Annotated in this window: 22 protein-coding genes; 17 read left to right on the top strand and 5 right to left on the bottom strand. The window is 45.3% G+C overall.

Annotation, left to right across the window (positions count from 1 at the left end; all coding sequences use genetic code 11):
• Positions 1 to 4 precede the first annotated feature (4 nt).
• The 6 genes from ASG85_RS35055 (at position 5) to ASG85_RS35030 (ending at position 2,543) form a co-directional block, all read left to right on the top strand.
• Complete coding sequence (locus ASG85_RS35055) at positions 5 to 325, top strand: rhodanese-like domain-containing protein (protein WP_060649313.1); 321 nt, start codon at positions 5 to 7, stop codon at positions 323 to 325.
• A gap of 37 nt (positions 326 to 362) precedes the next feature.
• Complete coding sequence (locus ASG85_RS35050) at positions 363 to 935, top strand: sulfurtransferase TusA family protein (protein WP_060649312.1); 573 nt, start codon at positions 363 to 365, stop codon at positions 933 to 935.
• A 32-nt stretch (positions 936 to 967) separates the two neighbouring features.
• Complete coding sequence (locus ASG85_RS35045) at positions 968 to 1,195, top strand: sulfurtransferase TusA family protein (protein ID WP_060649311.1); 228 nt, start codon at positions 968 to 970, stop codon at positions 1,193 to 1,195.
• A gap of 105 nt (positions 1,196 to 1,300) precedes the next feature.
• On the top strand, positions 1,301 to 1,783 hold the full coding sequence (locus ASG85_RS35040) for a DsrE/DsrF/DrsH-like family protein (protein ID WP_060649310.1): 483 nt from the start codon (positions 1,301 to 1,303) through the stop codon (positions 1,781 to 1,783).
• Positions 1,784 to 1,871: 88 nt separating this feature from the next.
• Positions 1,872 to 2,132 (top strand): metal-sensitive transcriptional regulator, encoded by a 261-nt coding sequence (locus tag ASG85_RS35035; RefSeq protein WP_060649309.1) that lies wholly within the window; start codon positions 1,872 to 1,874, stop codon positions 2,130 to 2,132.
• A gap of 24 nt (positions 2,133 to 2,156) precedes the next feature.
• A complete protein-coding gene (locus tag ASG85_RS35030) occupies positions 2,157 to 2,543 on the top strand; it encodes a rhodanese-like domain-containing protein (RefSeq protein WP_060649308.1) in 387 nt (128 codons plus the stop codon).
• A gap of 140 nt (positions 2,544 to 2,683) precedes the next feature.
• Here ASG85_RS35030 and lgt read toward each other — a convergent pair whose 3' ends face one another.
• Positions 2,684 to 3,475: a prolipoprotein diacylglyceryl transferase gene (lgt, locus tag ASG85_RS35025; protein WP_060649307.1), complete on the bottom strand. Its 792-nt coding sequence runs from the start codon at positions 3,473 to 3,475 to the stop codon at positions 2,684 to 2,686.
• A gap of 177 nt (positions 3,476 to 3,652) precedes the next feature.
• Here lgt and ASG85_RS35020 point away from each other — a divergent pair, with 177 nt between their 5' ends.
• Positions 3,653 to 4,129, top strand: a complete 477-nt coding sequence (locus tag ASG85_RS35020) for a ferritin-like domain-containing protein (protein ID WP_060649306.1) — start codon at positions 3,653 to 3,655, stop codon at positions 4,127 to 4,129.
• A gap of 81 nt (positions 4,130 to 4,210) precedes the next feature.
• On the opposite strand, the gene ASG85_RS35015 is transcribed toward ASG85_RS35020, so the two are convergent.
• On the bottom strand, positions 4,211 to 4,450 hold the full coding sequence (locus ASG85_RS35015; RefSeq protein WP_268796153.1) for a DUF3231 family protein: 240 nt from the start codon (positions 4,448 to 4,450) through the stop codon (positions 4,211 to 4,213).
• A gap of 147 nt (positions 4,451 to 4,597) precedes the next feature.
• Positions 4,598 to 6,745, bottom strand: coding sequence for a DNA topoisomerase III (locus ASG85_RS35010; protein ID WP_060649304.1), 2,148 nt, complete (start codon positions 6,743 to 6,745; stop codon positions 4,598 to 4,600).
• 203 nt (positions 6,746 to 6,948) lie between these two features.
• On the opposite strand from ASG85_RS35010, the gene ASG85_RS35005 reads away from it, so the two are divergent.
• The 6 genes from ASG85_RS35005 (at position 6,949) to ASG85_RS34980 (ending at position 13,899) form a co-directional block, all read left to right on the top strand.
• Positions 6,949 to 8,553, top strand: coding sequence for a sensor domain-containing diguanylate cyclase (locus ASG85_RS35005; protein WP_057307887.1), 1,605 nt, complete (start codon positions 6,949 to 6,951; stop codon positions 8,551 to 8,553).
• A 109-nt stretch (positions 8,554 to 8,662) separates the two neighbouring features.
• Positions 8,663 to 9,721, top strand: a complete 1,059-nt coding sequence (locus tag ASG85_RS35000) for a hypothetical protein (RefSeq protein WP_057307886.1) — start codon at positions 8,663 to 8,665, stop codon at positions 9,719 to 9,721.
• Positions 9,714 to 10,367, top strand: a complete 654-nt coding sequence (locus tag ASG85_RS34995; protein ID WP_057307885.1) for a DUF4129 domain-containing protein — start codon at positions 9,714 to 9,716, stop codon at positions 10,365 to 10,367. The genes ASG85_RS35000 and ASG85_RS34995 overlap by 8 nt, the downstream gene beginning before the upstream one ends.
• A complete protein-coding gene (locus tag ASG85_RS34990) occupies positions 10,351 to 11,649 on the top strand; it encodes a DUF4350 domain-containing protein (protein ID WP_060649303.1) in 1,299 nt (432 codons plus the stop codon). The genes ASG85_RS34995 and ASG85_RS34990 overlap by 17 nt, the downstream gene beginning before the upstream one ends.
• 5 nt (positions 11,650 to 11,654) lie before the next feature.
• Positions 11,655 to 12,575, top strand: a complete 921-nt coding sequence (locus ASG85_RS34985) for an AAA family ATPase (RefSeq protein WP_057307883.1) — start codon at positions 11,655 to 11,657, stop codon at positions 12,573 to 12,575.
• A complete protein-coding gene (locus ASG85_RS34980; RefSeq protein WP_063860469.1) occupies positions 12,526 to 13,899 on the top strand; it encodes a DUF58 domain-containing protein in 1,374 nt (457 codons plus the stop codon). The genes ASG85_RS34985 and ASG85_RS34980 overlap by 50 nt, the downstream gene beginning before the upstream one ends.
• Here the strand turns inward: ASG85_RS34980 and ASG85_RS34975 are convergent.
• A complete protein-coding gene (locus tag ASG85_RS34975) occupies positions 13,894 to 14,865 on the bottom strand; it encodes a stage II sporulation protein M (protein WP_057307882.1) in 972 nt (323 codons plus the stop codon). The two genes, ASG85_RS34980 and ASG85_RS34975, sit on opposite strands and share 6 nt — an antisense overlap.
• 156 nt (positions 14,866 to 15,021) lie before the next feature.
• Here ASG85_RS34975 and ASG85_RS34970 point away from each other — a divergent pair, with 156 nt between their 5' ends.
• The 4 genes from ASG85_RS34970 (at position 15,022) to ASG85_RS34955 (ending at position 17,496) form a co-directional block, all read left to right on the top strand.
• The gene (locus ASG85_RS34970) at positions 15,022 to 15,819 is read left to right on the top strand and encodes an RDD family protein (protein WP_060649302.1); all 798 of its coding nucleotides are present in this window, start codon (positions 15,022 to 15,024) and stop codon (positions 15,817 to 15,819) included.
• Between the two features lie 14 nt (positions 15,820 to 15,833).
• Positions 15,834 to 16,514, top strand: a complete 681-nt coding sequence (locus ASG85_RS34965) for an NAD(P)H-binding protein (RefSeq protein ID WP_060649301.1) — start codon at positions 15,834 to 15,836, stop codon at positions 16,512 to 16,514.
• A 125-nt stretch (positions 16,515 to 16,639) separates the two neighbouring features.
• Positions 16,640 to 16,933, top strand: a complete 294-nt coding sequence (locus ASG85_RS34960; protein WP_057307879.1) for a Dabb family protein — start codon at positions 16,640 to 16,642, stop codon at positions 16,931 to 16,933.
• A 146-nt stretch (positions 16,934 to 17,079) separates the two neighbouring features.
• Positions 17,080 to 17,496, top strand: a complete 417-nt coding sequence (locus ASG85_RS34955; protein ID WP_057307878.1) for a hypothetical protein — start codon at positions 17,080 to 17,082, stop codon at positions 17,494 to 17,496.
• A 56-nt stretch (positions 17,497 to 17,552) separates the two neighbouring features.
• On the opposite strand, the gene ASG85_RS34950 is transcribed toward ASG85_RS34955, so the two are convergent.
• Positions 17,553 to 18,407: a helix-turn-helix domain-containing protein gene (locus tag ASG85_RS34950; protein WP_060649300.1), complete on the bottom strand. Its 855-nt coding sequence runs from the start codon at positions 18,405 to 18,407 to the stop codon at positions 17,553 to 17,555.
• Positions 18,408 to 18,416: the final 9 nt, after the last annotated feature.

The following is an 18,416-nucleotide window of genomic DNA, read 5'->3' as shown; positions in this document are numbered from 1 at the left end:
CAAAATGCCTGATAAAACTTATAAAGAGCTATTGCCACACGAAGTTCTAGAGCGAATCAAACAGAAAGAGAATGTAACCATCCTTGATGTCCGGGATCACGACGAATGGGAATCTGGACATATATACGGCGCTAAACATATTCCTCTTAGCCAGATCGCTCGAGCACTTAACGAAATAAAGCCAAAACAAGAAACGATCATTGTTTGCCGCAGCGGTAATCGAAGCGGAATGGCTTGTGATTATTTATCTTCTATGGGTTATCACGTTACGAATATGACTGGTGGCATGTCCGAATGGTCTGGCGAAGTGGAGTACGGGAAATAAATCAATACAAATAAAGAATAATGGAGGTCTTTAACTTATGACTGCATTGCATGTAGATCGCACGCTGGAGTGCGAAGGACTTGCTTGTCCACTTCCGGTGGTTCGGACAAAAAAAGCAATAGATGATATGAATCCTGGCGAAGTATTGGAGGTTCGTGCGACTGATAAAGGCTCGATGGCAGACCTAAAGGGCTGGGCAAGTCGCACTGGACACCAATACATTGGGTTAAAGGAGGAAAATGGCATCTACCGTCATTTCATTCGCAAAGCTGAAGCATCCGGAACAAAAGCGGAGATGAAGTTTCCTCATACCGCAACGAATGATGAGATACAAGCAAGAGTAGAAGCCAGAGAGAAACTCAATATACTTGATGTAAGAGAGCCAGCAGAATATGCTTTCGGACGGATTCCTGGGGCTATATCAGTCCCTTTAGGGGAACTCGAAGTGAAGATGACGCAGCTTGATCCAAATAATGAATATTACGTTGTATGTCGTACCGGGAATCGTAGTGATATGGCATGCCATATGCTAACGGAGCGAGGGTTTAATAAAATTAAGAATGTAATGCCTGGTATGTCTCAGTGGGTTCATTGTGAAGAAAAGGACTAGCTGAATTTACAAATCATAAGGAGGAGTTTAAAATGGTAGATTTAATTGTTGACGCCAAAGGATTGGCATGTCCACTGCCGATTGTTAAAGCAAAAAAGGGGATCGATTCTTTGGAGTCGGGACAAGTCATGGAATTGCAAACGACGGATAAAGGGTCAATGAAGGATTTCCAGGCCTGGGTCAATCAGACCAAACACGAGCTCATTGATGCAAAAGAAGAAAATGGTGTTTTCACATTTACGGTAAAAAAAGGATTGTGACTTATCTAATTGATAAGTGAGTTTTTTAAAAATTGGGTGTTATATTTTTTTGAATATTCAATATACATATACGCGTATATGTATAAAATGAAGGATGTGGGAAGTATGGGAGACAACAAAGAGAAAACAACAATTGTCCTTTTTAGCGGAGAGCTGGATAAAGCTATTGCCGCATTTATTATCGCGAATGGAGCTGCCGCCTATGATCACGAAGTCACGATATTCTTTACCTTTTGGGGACTGAACGTACTTCGTAAAGATCAAAAAATTGCGGTGAAAAAGGGATTCCTGGAGAAAATGTTTGGAAAAATGATGCCTCGCGGAGCTGAAAAGCTTGGAATTTCCAAAATGAATTTCGGTGGGATAGGTCCAAAAATGATTAAACATGTAATGAAAAAGCATAATGCTTTGTCGCTGCCGCAATTAATTGAATTAGCTCGAGAACAAGGCATTAAACTGGTTGCTTGTACGATGACAATGGACTTACTCGGTTTGGAGCAGGAAGAATTGCTCGACGGCATTCAATATGCGGGTGTTGCCGCATACTTGGGTGATGCTGCTGATGCTAAAGTAAATTTGTTTATTTAAGCCTTTCTTCATCTGCCTTCATATTGTTTTCGTGAGTCATATCAGCAATAATATACCTATACAGGTATCTATGAAAGGATGGCAAAATATGAAATACGATGATGATGTGAAAAAGAGATTAAGGCGTGTTGAAGGACAAATCCGGGGTATTTTAAAGATGATGGAGGAAGAACAGGATTGCAAGGATGTTGTTAGCCAAATTTCAGCAGTCAGGAGCGCCGCGGACAAAGCCATTGCCTACATTGTTGCGGTCAATTTGGAACAGTGTATTCTGGAGGAAATAGAAGCTGGAAGAGATTCGAGCAAAGTGGTCAAACAGGCCTTTGAATTGTTAGTTAAAAGCCGGTAAGAGGATCAGGAAAGAGGTTAGCGTATGGATTATACATCCATCTTTAATATCGTGGCGTTAGCGTTTTTAGTTTGGTTTATTTATTCCAGGTTTGCAAGCTTAAAGGGTCTAAACAATCTATCACCGGATCAATTCCAGGAAGAATTGAAGGTAAGGCGTAATTATGTTCTGATTGATGTGCGTGAACCCAGCGAAGTCAAGCACGGATACATCCCAGGTGCGATCAATATACCGTTATCCCAAATGAAACATAAAGTTGGCGAAATTCAAAAAAATAATCATGTATATTTATATTGTCGAAGTGGAATGAGGAGCAAACAAGCAGCAAGAGTTCTAAAAAAGAATGGTTTTAACGAATTATCTCATTTACAGGGCGGAATTATGTCCTGGAAAGGGAAGTTAACCGAATAAACAAAAATCATTAGCCCCCGTGGGTTAATGATTTTTTGCTTAATATAAGCTTGATTGATTTACACATATTTATTTTTGTTGCTACTTCGTAATGTTTTATGTAACCCTCAAGTGAGGGTATGAATTCCTTTTCATAATGATTATGCGGTTGCCTCAGAGCGCTTTTTACCATTGAAGTGGAGATAAATGCCAGCGAGGATACATAATAGAATGACACCTACAGCAGTCCACTGTGCAGTTGTCCATTGAAATAAATATTTTGGAGTATCTCCTCTAAGCATTTCCAGCATAAAGCGACCGGCGTTATAGACTGCGTTTGTGATTAAAAATAAGTATCCCCGTTTCAATTTTCGCTGAAGAAGAATCATGACAAGGGCGAAAATAATAATGTCCATTTGCCCTTCCCATACTTCTGCAGGGTAAAGAGGCTTGTCACCGTATGTATCTCTTGCAATAGTGCCTTCAGGGTAAAGAATTCCCCAGTTTCCACCCGTAGGATCTCCAAAGGCATCGCCATTCATCAGATTTGCATCTCGTCCAATACTTTGTCCTAATATTAATCCGGGAGCACACAAGTCAGCTAATTCCCAAAACGATAAATTATGCTTTCGAACATACCAAATCCCAACCACTACCGCTCCGACAATTCCTCCTTGGATCGAAAGCCCTCCATGCCAAATGGCAATAATCTCTCCAGGATGCTTGGAATAATAACCCCAATCAAACAAGAAAACTTGCCAAAATCTTGATCCCACAATGGCACCGATCATCATAGGGATTAATAAATTTGAAAGATGATTTGCGAGCTCATGCTTCTTTTGTAATTTAGCTAAAGTAAGAGTTACCCCATAACCTAATATTATGCCAAGAACAAACAAGATACTGTAAGAACGAATTGGAAATGAACCTATGAAACCTAAATATTGAAGCACTTTGACAGCTCCTTTGCTTTCCTGTATGCAGTAATTATAACACTATTTATAACCTTATCTTAAACAATATTAAGGGGAATTTCTTGTTCCCATGTAACCTTAATTATTTTTGAACGAAATGGGGGTGGGTGAATATTCTAATGTGTAGATTACGCCATAAAGGAGAAGTGTTAAAACATGTATTACACCTTACAAGCACCTAATTACGTCCCGTATCAAGGTTACCTGGGGCATTTCGTACGTAGTGAAGATATGGTGCTTAATTTAATTCTGCAATCCATATCTGGAGAAAGAAATGATGAGCTCTTCTATCAAGAGTTGATAAGGCTTGCTCCTACGGAGAAAGAAAAGGAAGTTATTACAGGCATTAGAGATGACGAGAGAAAACATAATCAAATGTTTCGAAATATTTATACGCAACTTACGGGTACATCACCTACCGGAATAGAAGCGATGGAGCCGATTGAACACGTTAGCGATTACTTAAGCGGTATTGAGAACGCATTATTCGGTGAATTAAAGGCGTTTGAAAAGTATCGTACTCTATATTTGAACATTCGACCAGAATATCGCAATATGATCTTTGAAATCATGACCGATGAGATTAAGCATGCTAGTTACTATAACTGGCTATACGCGAAAAATAATAGATAAAAGATAGCGGCATTCGATGCCTCTCATTGCAATATAAAAACCCCAGGAGCTTTAATAATGGCGCACTGGGGTATTTTAAAATCAAAGATCCATTTCCGGTGGTTCCTCTAACCATCCTTTGGATATCATAAGTTTGGCGCCTTCCTTTGTATATTCAAATACATCTTTTGCGTATACTCCTGTTTTCGCTATCATATCATTACGTAAAATAAAAGCAGCATTAAAGCCTTGAGCTCCAAGACTAAAACCACCCAAAAGGTATGTACAATACATCATCAATTTTTCGGAAAAAGGAGCATTTGTCGAATTTGTATTGAAGATAATATGTGTTCATTCATATGATTTATTCAAAAGTGGCTTATCGTTCCGTTAAGAACAACGCTAAAAAGGACCTCCCCTTATTGGCGGAAGTCCTCATGGATACGAGTAACCATATTCAAGGTAGATACCTCATTGGTTACATGCACGCTATTCGTCTTTCTTCTGCTGCAGCGCAGCCATCAATTTGTCAGCAAGTGAGTTGCCCAGCTGGGTTTGATCGGAAAACTTCTCGATTAGCTGACGGTTCGCTTTGGCAGAGGCGCGACGGCCACCGCCGGTTGATTCGTTGTCTATTTTCTCCACGACGTTGCAAGGACGGCATTGGAAATACTTGCCGGATTTGCCGGTGTGGATTTCCATTTTTTTGTGACACTGCGGGCAACGGTGGTTGGTCAGTTGTCCGTCAGCTTCGCGCTTATAGGAGCACTCGCGACTGGAACAAACGAGATAACGGCCTCGTTTTCCCTTTACCTCTTGAAGAAACTCCCCGCAATCCGGGCATTTGCTGCCCGTTAAGTTATGCGGTTTATAGGCGGCAGAGCTTTTCTTGACCTCATCGACCAGCTCGGCTGCTTTTTTGCGAATGCCGCTTAGGAATTGCTCCATGCTGCCTTTGCCTTTGGAAATGCGTTCTAGCTCCAGCTCCCAGCGGGCTGTAAGCTCAGGAGAACGCAGCTCCTCCGAAGCGAGTTCTATGAGCTGAGTGCCTTTGCCAGTCGGAACGAGTAAGGAGCCTTGACGCTCAATGGTGTCGGAAGACACAAGCTTTTCAATAATGTCAGCGCGTGTAGCGGGTGTGCCAAGGCCCCATTTTTCCATTTGAGATAGCAAGGAGGCCTCGTTGTATCTAGCCGGCGGTTTCGTCTGACGGCTCAATTGACGGGCGTTACGAACGGTTACGGCGTCTCTTTCGGCAGCTTGGGGCAATAGCTGAGCAGAATCTTCATCAGACTCGGCTTCTTCCCGGTCTGGATCGGAGAAATCAGTGGCTCCGTACACGTCTTTCCAACCAGCTTGTTTAACCACTTTACCTGATGCATACAGCTTCTCTCCGGCTATTTCCACAGTCAGCTTGGTTTCATCATAGCGGCAGGGACCGCAGAACAAGGCTAGGAATCGCCGCAAAATGAGATCATAGAGACGGCGTTCATCTGCGCTTAAGGTGGCGAGCGAGATGGCTTCACCGGTTGGAATAATCGCATGGTGGTCGCTTACTTTGGTATCGTCGACAATACGTTTCGTAATTGTTAATGGTTTGCGTATAAAAGGAGCCGCTAGCGCAGCATAGGGGCCAATAGCTGCACCCTTAAGTCTGCCAAGCAGGGTCGGCACCATGTCCGAGGTCAAGTAGCGTGAGTCGGTTCGCGGATAGGTGACCAACTTGTACTGCTCATACAATCTTTGCAGCACATTCGACGTCTGCTTGGCTGAGAAGCCAAATTTGCGGTTAGCATCGCGCTGCAATTCGGTTAGGTCATAAGCAAGTGGATGCGGAATTTGCTTCTCGGTTTTTTGCACGTGCAGGATTTTGCCGCTCTGGCCCTGCAGCTTCGCTTTTAAGGCATCTGCGCGGTCGCGGTCAAAAATGCGCGTATCGCCTGTTTTGGGGTCTCGCCACACCGCGCGGAAAGAGCCCAGATCGGCTTCGATCAACCAGTAGTCGACGGACCGGAAATCCCGGATTTCCGCCTCGCGGTTGATCATCATAGCCAGCGTGGGCGTCTGCACACGCCCAGCAGACAAGGACGCGCCGAACTTGCTGGTCAGCGCGCGGGTCACATTCAGGCCGATCAGCCAATCGGCCTCGGACCGGCAGACGGCTGCTTGATACAGCCGGTTGTAGTCCGTGCCCGGCTTCAGCTGCGCGAAGCCTTCGCGAATCGCCTGATCCGTCTGCGACGAGATCCAAAGCCGTTTGAACGGCTTCTTCCAGCGGATCAGCTCCATAATCCAGCGCGCGACGAGCTCGCCTTCGCGCCCCGCATCCGTCGCAATGACCAGCTCTGCAAGGTCACCACGGCGGCTGAGCTGCTCGATTGCACGGTACTGCTGCGATGTTTCTTTCATCACCTTAAGCTTCATGCGCTCAGGGATGATGGGGAGATCTTCCAGGTTCCAGGTTTTGTACTTGGGATCATAATCATCGGGCTCAGCAAGGGTAACAAGATGGCCCAGTGCCCAAGTAACGACATAGTTGGCACCTTCGTAATGGTGTTTTTGCTTTTGGTTGCAGCCAAGGACGCGAGCAATTTCTTTGGCTACGCTTGGTTTTTCGGAAAGTACAAGAATTTTCATAGGGAAAATGACCTCATTTCTGCTTACAAATTAGCATAAGCGAAAAAAGCATGCTTTTCAATGCAATGCAGCTCGAAACTGAAGCTCAAATCTATTCGAATGAGAGCTTTTTTGTGTTGAAAAAAAAGGAGAAAAATGTCTGTTCTTGTCCTAATATAAGGGTATAATGAGGAAATAAGGGATGAAGAGGAGCCAAAATCTTTATGAGACCCATGTTTTCTTATTTTACTAATCAAACAATAAAAATGAGGTTTCAATTATGGATCGTTGTTGTCATTGTGACACTTACCTTTTCAATTATTGTCCCTTTTTATTTTATAGAGAAGAAAGATCGTTTAGATGAAGCTGAGAATCAGTTAAAGCAAGTCATCACCTTGCAAAGTCTGTATATCGAAAGATGGAATCAGGAAAAACTGGATACAATTAAACGCTTTGCCTTATCCGACCATGCAAAATTCCATGAAATAGGCGAGTTGAAAAGAGAATTTCAAGATTATTCACGAGTTAATTCTGAATTCGTATCGATTGCTTACGTGGAAAAAGACGGGTTTATCCGTTCTGCAGATCCAGCTATTTCGTATTATGTTGGAGATAGGCAGTATTTTAAACAAGCGCTTGAGAAGAAAAGCTTTATCTCCGGCGTTATTATATCCAAAGATTCTGGAAAACCCATCATAACGTTCTCAGCCCCCGTGCTTGGCGACCATAATGATTTCAAAGGTGCTGTGCTGGGAATAGTCACACTGGAAATGCTGAACGGTTTAATGAAGCAGCTAAGTTTTGGTGAAACAGGGGAAGTCTATGTGTTGGATTCGAACGGGAATATTGTCACTGCCTCAAGTGATACAAGAAAAAGCGAAGAATTCGTCAATGTCCCGATGAAAACTGAAATTGTGCAAAGAGCGAAGACAGGGAGCACTTCAAATGATTCTTACATCGGATTTCGCGGTGAAAGGGTATATGGTCAGTATAAATGGTCTACGGGAAAAAGCTGGATTGTCGTAGGTGAGATCACACAGAGAGAAGTGTTTCAGAAATTAAATCAATTAAGCATTGCGATTATTATCATTTCACTTATTGCACTTATTCTCAGTATCGTTGCCGCCATTACGATTGCATCTAGAATGGAGAGGCCGATTCGATACTTGCTTCGCGGTACCAAAATTATTCAGAACGGGAACTATGATTACCAGATTGATGCGGATAAAATTCGAATGGCTCCGATTGAATTACGACAGTTGGTCAATACATTCAACCTCATGTCTAACAAGCTCAAAGCGAATATTTCTTTACTGGAGCATTCCGCATTGGTAGATCAATTGACAGAGATTCATAATCGCCGTTATATGATGCAGGAAGGAAATAAACAGCTTCAAGCCTGTATTGCTGCAGGGCAAACGTGCTCCGTTATGATGTTCGACATTGACCATTTCAAGAAAATCAATGATAGCTATGGGCATTTGGTGGGTGATCGCGTCCTACATCACGTTGCTTCTATACTACAGCGGCATTCGGGAACAGATACGATTGTTGCACGCTATGGAGGCGAAGAGTTTATCCTGCTTGCCTTGCGTAAAAATGCCCAAGAAAGTGTAAGCTTAGCAGAAGATCTGAGACGACATATCATGGAAGAACCCTACTTGGATGAGCAGGTTACCGTACATCTTACAGCGAGTATAGGCATAGCAGAATATTCACCTACACTGGAGTTCGGTACGATGGTGCTTGAAGATATGGTTTCCAGAGCAGATCATGCCCTCTATCGTGCGAAATCTGGTGGAAGAAATAGAGTAGAACTAGATCGATGATGGGTATTGATCTAGTTTTTTTTGTGTAGAATTTGATGGTCAGGAATTGGAGGGTTTGGTGTATAATAGTCAGAGAGTATTTGAATTACCAACATTTAGGGGGTTTACCATGCAAAACGCATCATTAAGACCAATGGGAATTGGAAGAATCTTAGATCGCAGTTTCCAGTTGTATCGAAAGCATTTTGTGACATTGACAATTATCATGCTGATCTTGTATGGTCCATTTTACTTACTAGAGCAACTGCTTACGTATCAAGAGACAGCGGTAAGTACGCCATCATCCATTCTTGACCAGATCCGCAGCGGAGCATCCATGCAAGATTTGTTTGGATCCGGTGCTTTCATGCAAAATAAACAGACGCCGATAGACGTAGGGAAAGTACTATTCTTCTTGCTGGTTCTTATGCCAATCATGATTCTTGGCCTTATGCCAGCTTCGGTAGCTTCCGTCTTACATCTTGTTAAAGCAAGCCTCTTCGGCGAAGAGACACCGGGAGTCGGGGGGTTATTGCGCAAATCTTTCCGCCGATTTTGGCCATTAGCAGGAAGCACGTTATTGGATGCACTTATCATGTTCGGAATATACATAGGTCTCGCAATTATTATTGTCATTTTTGTTATCGTCTTTGCAATAGGAGGAAACTTATCCAGTTCGGTAGGAGGATTGGGTGGAGGTGCAGTTGTACTATCCGTCATATTCTTCGTCATCCTTGGTCTTGGAGCGATCTTTACCTTCTCCTATTTTTTTATTCGCTGGTGTTATTATTTGCCTTTTGTCGCGATGGATGAAGAGTCTATTGGTCTAGGCCGCAGTTGGAAGTTGACTCGCAAGAGCTTCTGGCGCTTATTTCTGATGTATTTTGTACTTACGCTCATTTTGTATCTTTTCCTAGCCGTCATTGATTTGATTATTGTTGCAATTTTTGGTTTAGGACTTGGTGGGCAGTTATTGCAAAGTTTAATTTCAATCTTGGTTACACCTCTATGGGTGCTGCCTTATGCAGTTAGCTTCTTCGATCTCAAGGTTCGTAATGAGGGTCTAGGGCTAGAATCGTTGATTGAAAGTACCCTACAAACTTCTCCAACTGAATCAGCGGAAGAACTGGAGCCGTTTGATACTTTTGAAGATCTTCGTCCGATAGACTTGGATAAAAAGAATGATTAATGCAGCTTTAGAGAATTCTTTGCAAGAGGATAAAGAGCAATTAAAACAAATCTTAAATCAAAGCGAATACACGGCATATGAGATTAAAGAGAACAGTTCGTTTTGGGCATGGTTGAAGCAGCTTTTTCGTAAAATACGGAGCTGGCTGCCAGATTTTCAAGTTTCTGATTCGGTAACGGACTGGCTAACCATTGGTGTTGTCGTTACACTTCTTGGAATTGCTGCATTCGCGATTTATTGGTTCGTGAAGCAAATGATTTGGCAAAAGAGAATCCGCTCTGATGCTTACTTGCCTGTAGGGGAAATAAGCCGTTCTTATCGCTTCTATTGGCAGCAAGCAGCGGAGTTAAGGGGAACTGGTGACTTGCGAGAGGGCGTGCGTTCGGTCTTTCTGTCGCTTCTGTTCTTTATGGAAGCTAAACGTATGATTCGTGTGGAGAAGTGGAAGACGAACTGGGAGTATGCGGAGGAGCTGGGAAGTTCAGCTTCTTCCCTAGTCCCTTTGTTCCATGATAGCTCGCTTTTGTTTGAGCGTATTTGGTACGGCAAGGAAGTTGTAACAGAAGAGCAGTTCACTTCCATGTTTGAACAGGTTGCCCGTGTTATCGGCAGGGAGGAGGGGACTGCACATGAGAGGGCTGAATAAGCTGCATGTGGGACTAGCACTCAGTATCCTGCTATTTCTCGCATTAGGCTGCTGGCTAGTGAAGCCAAAGCTTCCAGATCAACCTCCTTATCTGTCCTTCTCAGCGGATATTGACGGCACGAAAGCTTGGAAAGAGCTGCTGAGTACGAAGCAGAAGGCTGTAAAGGAATGGCGATTGAGCTGGAAAAACCTGCCGAATGGTGAAAAGATGCTGTTGGTTGCCACACAGCCGTTTGGTGTAACCAAGGCTGATCGCGAGCAGCTGCTGGATTGGGTTCGGAAGGGTAATGACGTGGTTCTGTTTGATCGCAATCCCGAAGGGTGGGAGCCTTGGGGGACTGTGTTGACGGGGGAAATTGGGACGGGAAGTACGGAAAAGAGAATGAGGGACAATACGAAAGACAGTACGGAAGAAAGTACGGAAGAAAGTACGAAGGAAAGTACGAAAGACAGTACGAAAGACAGTACGAAAGACAGTACAGAAGAGAGTTCAAAAGAAAGTGCATCTGTCTCGATGATTGAGGTCTCGCCGGATTATACGCGAGCAGAGGGGCTGCTGACGGGGCGGGTGGATACACCGTACCGGATTAAGCCCGGTGGAAACGGCCGGGTGCTGTTCGAAGATGAACACGGCGTGCTCGCCAGCCGTATAGAAGAAGGTTCGGGCAGCATCACCGTGGTGTTGACCCCGAACTGGATGCAGAATGGGACGATTGATCAGGAGTCCCATTTCGAATTGATCTGGCCGCTGTTCGCGAAGTCCTGGGACGCCGTGTGGGTCGATGAGACCCATCACGGCTTCGGGACAAAGCCCGGACTGCTCGCCGTCTATCCCGCGTGGCTCGTGCTCGCGAGCGTGCAGCTTGGTCTCGCGCTGCTGCTGTGGCTCTGGCTGCGCGGCAAGCGCTTTGGCCCCGTCTACACGCCGCGGGCGTGGACGGTTCGCCGCGGCGACGAAGGCGTGCACGCCGTCGCCGCTTGGTACGAGCGACTCGGCTACCAGCACGAGGCGCTTGCGCACCAGCAGCTGTTCCTGCGGCAGCTGCTGCATCAGCGCTGGGGGCTTAGCCCCAGCGCAAGTGCTTTGCAGGCCGCGGAAGCTGCGCGCGGCCGGATGTCCGAGGCGCAGGCGGCGCAGCTCGCGCGCCTGCTGGAGGAGCCGCCTGCTAGCGGCGGCTCTGCCGGGCCCCGCGCTGCGAAGCAGCGGGGCGTGAGCAGTGGGGCGTTCGTACAGCGAACGCGGGAGATGGGCGAGATGATCGCCTACTTGGAGAAGGAGTGAGCGCAATGAATGAATTAATCCAATCGATGGAGCAGCGCTTGTTCGGCCAAAAGCTGAACATAAGGCTGCTCGTAACCGCCCTATTGGCAGGGGGGCATGTACTGCTTGAAGGCGTGCCGGGTCTCGGAAAGACCAAGATGGCGCGCACCCTTGCGGAATTATCAGGCGGCGACTACCGCCGTATTCAATTTACGCCAGACCTAATGCCCGGTGATATTACGGGCAGCGTCATTTATCATATGCAGGATCATTCATTTACTACGATTCAAGGTCCTATTTTCACAAATGTTCTGTTAGCCGATGAAATTAACCGTTCCGGACCGAAGACACAAGCGGCTCTGCTAGAAGCGATGGAAGAGCGCCAAGTCACGATTCAGGGGAACACATATAAGCTGCCCAATCCGTTTTTTGTCGTAGCCACCCAAAATCCCGTTGAATACGAAGGTACTTATCCACTTCCAGAAGCGCAGCTCGATCGCTTTTTGTTTAAGCTAGTGCTTGATTATCCTGGTGAAGAAGCGGAAGTAGAAATTCTTCGCCGCCACGTACCATTTGAGCAGCTTCAAGAGGAGTCACTCGCGGCTATTCTGACCCCAGAACGCATCACCGAGCTGCAGCGCCGGCTTTCCGATGTTGTCGTGGAGGAATCCTTATACACCTATATTGCCACAATTATTCGCAAAACCCGCGAGTCCAAACGCGTACAGCTGGGAGCAAGTCCTCGGGCAGGAATTGCCTTGCTGATGGCAAGTAAAGCTTGGGCTTTATTGGATGGGCGAACGTATGTTACGCCTGATGATATTAAGCTTGTAGCGCGACCTGCGCTGCGGCACAGACTGCTGTTAACACCGCAAGCGGAATTGGAGGGCGGAACAAGTGACCACATCATCCAAGAGACGCTCGGCTCTATTCCGGTTCCTCGATAAATTCCTGCTTCAGGATTTTATCCTGCCAACGAACCGATTCATTTTACTCGTACTCGTAGGTGCTGTAGTCACCTTAATAGCTTCCATATTTGATGCCGCCCTACCTGTATTCTGGAGCTGGAATGCCCTGCTTTGCGTGCTTAGTGGCGTAGATCTTTTGCTGCTCCCTAAACGCAGTAGTTGGGGAATCCGACGTCAACTTCCGGAGCAGATGGATGTCAGAAAGAGCTTTGAGGTGAGTCTTGAGCTTGAATCCGAGGAACAGCCGACTGTTTACGTTGAATTAATGGATCATTTGCCCCAAACATTCAGTATGGTCCGCAATCATATGAGTGGTGCGTTTCGAGGAACCTTAGCCTCTTTCTTTTATACAACGTTGGCTCTCGAAAGAGGGGAATACGTCTTCGAACACGTATACTTGCGCTACTCCGGAGGCATGGGTCTTTGGAAGAAGCAGGTGCGATTGAAACAAGTAGATAAGATTGATATCTATCCTGATTTAACTCAGGTACGAGGTGTACTAGGCGCTGTACAGGATGCATTAATATTAGAAGGCCAGCGACTTTTCAAAAAACAGCGCAGCGGCTCCGAATTTCACTATATTCGTGATTATGTGCAAGGCGACGATATTCGGCATATCAATTGGAAGGCGTCTGCTCGGACGACGAAGCTGATGACGAATCTTTTTCAGCCGGAAAAAGGGAAGATCGTGACCCTAGTATTGGACTGTGGTCGGCAAATGGCTATCGAGCTTGAGGGACAAGTGAAGCTTGATCGGACACTGGAAGCTGCATTAACACTTGCTGCCGTAGCCCTTAAACAAGGGGATCAGGTTGCGTTAATTGCTTACGCAAGCCAAGTGAAAGTGTACGTGCCAGCTGGAAAAGGGCTTTCCCATCTTCAGGAGTTGACGAGGGCAGTTTATGATCTGCGTACGGATTTCGTGGAATCTAACACACAGATCGCCTTCTCTCATGTGCTGCGTTTTCTGAAAAAACGCTCACTTGTCGTGCTATTTTCCGATATGGAAAGTTATCTGTATGATCAAGAGTTGCTGCCTTATGTGCAGCGGTTGCGCAGAGGTCACCATGTGCTGCTCTTGTCCTTGCAGGATCCGCTTCTTCATCAATGGGTGCGTATTCGTGCCGAAGACAGCCGCCAGGCTTATCGGCAAAGTATTGCCCACCAATTTACGACTGACCGTTATGCCTATGTAAATAAAATGGCCGGCCGAGGCATCCCAGTGATGGATGTCCCTGCCGACCAGCTGACGCTTAGTGCTGTTAATGCGTATTTGGATTTGAAATCACGAGATCGTTTATAGCATTAATTGTTTTTGTTTAGATGTTTTGCTTATGCCATATCCGTAATAGAGTCCGAGTAACAATAAAGTCACTCCGGCTATGAGATATTTAACCTCAAGGGACATCGTGGACGGTGTAATGTAACCTTCAATAATCCCTGCAATGATGAATAAAGGAATTGTGCCGATCAGGAGCTGGGCGGATTCCTTGGCCGACTCCAGAAAACGCAGCTTGCGCGGATAGGGTCCTGGAACGAAGAATCGATAGCCCATATATAAGCCGGCGCCGCCTGCGATGAAAATAGCGGTAAGCTCAATAATGCCATGCGGCAATATGTAGGCCCAGAATACATAGCTTTTCCCAGATTGCATAAAGACCGCAGCCAAAGCTCCTACAATAAGTCCGTTGCTTATCATTAAATAGATAGTTCCGATCCCAAGCGTTACACCGCTTATGAAGGCGAGAACAGCGACCCGAATGTTGTTCGTCATGATGGCTGTGGATACGAGTGGGGAATGCAGGTCGCCGCGTGGATCGGCTGTTTTGGAAGGGTCAATACTGTCGGCCATTGCCCCAGGCATGATCATGGACAGATTTAACGGATCGTTCCATACGGATAGAAAGCCCAGCAGCCCACCAAGCAAAAATAAGAAAAAGGCAAAGCCCACAAAAATACTTCTCACGCGTATTAGCGATGGAAAATAGTGAAGGAAAAACTCCTTCATCTGTTTACTGCTTTTGTTATTTTCTTTATACATCGCATTATGGGCTTGAGATACGAGATGATTCAAATATAGGGTTGTCTCATCCGTAGGCATGTGAGTTTGTAAGGTAGCAAGATGAGCGGATGCGACTTTGTAAAGTTCAGTGAATCGATTCACATGGCTGGCCTGCAAACTGCTCTTCCGTTTATTTAGCTTAATCAGCAGCTGCTCAAGCTCTGTCCATTGCGATTTATGTTCTCGAATAAAGCGCGAGATATTCATGGGAGGACCTCCTTAGAGTTTTCATAGAAAACTTGCCTCGTAAGCATGAGCTTGGGGCTTTCGCAGCATCGTAAGCATTATCTCCGAGTTTTGCTTGTTCATTTTAGCATATCAATGACATTCGTTACCATAATTTTGAAATCATAGGGAGATGCTATGAACGAGTCTCTGGATAAAGAACTAACCATCGTTACACCTGAGCAGGTGCAATTGCAATTCCAAACCGCAGGCATTGGCAGCAGAGCGATAGCACATCTACTTGATTGTTTGATTTTGCTTGTGATGAATGGCCTTTTATTCTTATTCGCTATTTTGATGAGCAGGTTATATTCGGGTGATTGGCTGCCTGCCCTTGCAGATTATTTGATCGCGATTGCCATCATTCTTTGGATTGTAGTGAACTTAGGCTATTTCGTTTGCACGGAAGCCTTCATGGGAGGGCAAACGCCTGGGAAAAGAATCCTAGGACTTCGCGTGCTTCAAAATAACGGACAGTCTGCAACCTTATTATCGATCTTAATTCGCAACTTGTTTCGTTTGCTGGATATGATGCCAACTTTCTACTTCCTAGGTGCAGTTAGTATCATCTTTAGTTCAAAAGATAAGCGCATCGGTGATATGGTTGCCGGAACCATTGTTGTGATTGAAGCTCGTTTTGAGCGAATGAAACGTCGAAAACATATCGACAAGGCAATCTCCAAAAAGAATTTCCCCATCCTCACTGTTGAGATAGAGGAAGCCAAAAGACAAGAGGTCACTGCGGGAGATTGGCAGCTTTTGCAAGCTTGGGTCGAGCGAATACCGACGATGCACAATGTAAGACTACAGGAGTTAGCCGTACCGATTGCTCAACATTTTGCTAAGAAGTTAGGCCATGATCTAGGATTTACACTGGATCCTGCCGCATATTTAGCCCAGCTCTATGAGAAGCTGAGAAACGATTGGGAAGTTTAATTAGGAGGGCTCATATGGGAATGACGGCCATTGTAGCAGGTGGTACCGGATTAGTTGGCCGTGAGCTGATCAAGCTGCTTTTAGAAGATCAAGCATACACGAAAGTGATTGCACTGGTTCGTAAAAATATGCAAATTAGTCATATCAGCGGAAGTGAGAAATTGGTTCAAATTGTAACCGATTTTAACAATTTGGGGGCTGTTATTGAACAGTCTGACATGGAACATGCACATGTATTTTGCACGCTGGGTACGACGATTAAAAAGGCAGGATCCCAAGAGCAATTTCGGAAAGTAGACTTGGCGTACCCTTTGAAATTGGGTCAAATCGCTAGTGCGGGTAAGGCAGATGCATTTGCCATTGTGACTGCGATGGGAGCGAACCGAAAATCCACGATTTTCTACAACCGGGTAAAGGGAGAAGTGGAGGAGGGCCTTAGAGAGCTAAAGCTGCGTGCGCTTTACATGCTCCGTCCTTCACTCATTCTAGGTGATCGAGATGAGACTCGATGGGGTGAGAAATGGGGGAGTGTGGTGTCGCGAGCCATTTCCCCGCTTATGATCGGTGGACTTCGGACTTATCGGCCCATCCATGCGAAAACGATCGCCATGGGATTAATTAAATCTGCAAAGTCAGGCCAGATAGGTCCACATGTGCTGCTGTCAGCTCAGATTGCTGAGCTTGCTTCGAAGTAGAAGCTCCATATCGACGTGTACACGCCTTCCTGATATGATTAAAGACGTTAATCTCGGTTTCCGCGCTTATTTGAACGTTAATCATAAACACACTAAGCCATCTTAGGGAAAGTAGGATTTATATTATGATCGATCATATTGTACTAGTTAAATTCGGTGAAACAACAACACAGGAGCAGCTCCAGGAAGTCGTTGATAGATTTAAAGCGTTAAAAGAGCATCTAACAGGCATCGTAGATATTCAAGCGGGCATTAACTTCTCAGAGAAGAACAAAGGCTACCAGGTTGTTTTATCTGTACGTTTTGAGGATAGAGCAGCGCTTGAGGCATACGGTCCAAATCCGGAGCACCAAGCGGTTGCAGCATATATTAGAGAAGTAGGTAGAGAAGATAGTTTGATTGTTGATATTGAAATTTAATCATACGAAAAAACTGCTGATAGGGATTAGTCCTTATCAGCAGTTTTTTTATGCGGATAATTTCAAAGATGATTATTTTGTCCAATCTATTAATCTACCAACTTCATACAATATATTATCTTACAAGAAAAGGAGATGAAAAAAGCATGACAAACCTTGTTGAAAGTTACTTTGGTGTTACAGTTACGCCCGTTACAGATGGGGTGCAAATTCCTGTCCCCTTAACTCCGGCAGGAGTAGGACTTGCGGAAGTCAGAGTGAATGTTCCAGCCACACATCCTCAAGTTGTAGAATTGAAAGCAACAGTTGGATTAAGAGGAGATGTAGGTTTAGGAAGTGTATTATTCCGAATTTTCCGCGATGGTCAAGTTATTTACTATGCACGACTAGGTGTAGAATCTGCTTTTGAGAAATACTATGTTCCGACAATTCAAGCAATCGATGTGAACCCGCCAGCAGGATCTCATGGCTATACGTTATCTATTGAGTCTTTGACTGCAGGTCTAACAGCTGTTGTTATTGGTCCTATTACATTGAGCGCATTAGTTATTAAAGCCCTCTAATAAAGAAGCCTCCGGCCCTAGAATGAACACAGGGTTGGAGGCTTTCTTTTGAGCAATTAGGCTTTATGTTCCTTGCGATAAACCGAAGGTGCTGCTCCACTCCATTTGCGAAATTGTTTGGAAAAATAGAGGGCATCGTTGAATCCGACAGAAGCCGCTACTTGGTCAATGGTCATGGACGTCTCTAACAACTGTTTTGCCCGTTCCATGCGAACTTTTAACAGATACTGCATAGGGGCTAAGCCTGTAGATTGTTTGAACATTTTACATAAATACGTACGGTGATAGCCTAGTGTGTGTGCGAGTTCCTCGATAGATACCTGCTGTGTGTATTGCAGTTCTAAGTATCGGACGGCTTGTCCGACCTGACGCTCGATATCAGTTTCGGTCGTTGGTTTAACGGCAATCTGGTGGCTGTTCATGCGCCCGAGTTCCCGGATTAAGAGGCGAAGCCAGGCAGCGGATTCCATATCCTCAAGCACAGGAGTGTCAGAATGCTGAAAGCTGGAGCGAATGTGTCGGTAATAATGACGTATAGAGCGGGGGTTGCTCCCCGAAATGACGGCCTGTTGGGGGGAAACGCCAATTTGCGAAAGCAAGGTTCCTGCAGCGCGGCCTGAAAAGGCAACCCATGTATAGTGCCAGGGATGATCGCTATCTGCGATATAACTGAACAACTCTCCGGGATAAATAACGAAGGTGTCTCCGGCAGAGCACCGGTAAGTACGGTTATGCATCACGAACGTGCCTTCTCCCGCTTGCACGGTATGGATAAGGTAATAATCATGCACGGCAGGTCCCATTTTATGCAGAGGAATAGGCTTGCCTTCTCCACTGAAAAGTACGGATAATTCATTGGTGCTATGGAGCGGATTGATATGAAGGGCGAAATAGGAATGATCCTGATTCATAGAAGCCTC

The organism is Paenibacillus sp. Soil724D2, from assembly GCF_001427935.1.
Classification (GTDB): Bacteria; Bacillota; Bacilli; order Paenibacillales; family NBRC-103111; genus Paenibacillus_E.
Note: the sequence above shows the minus strand (reverse complement) of the source record. Positions and strands in the feature narration are given on the sequence as shown.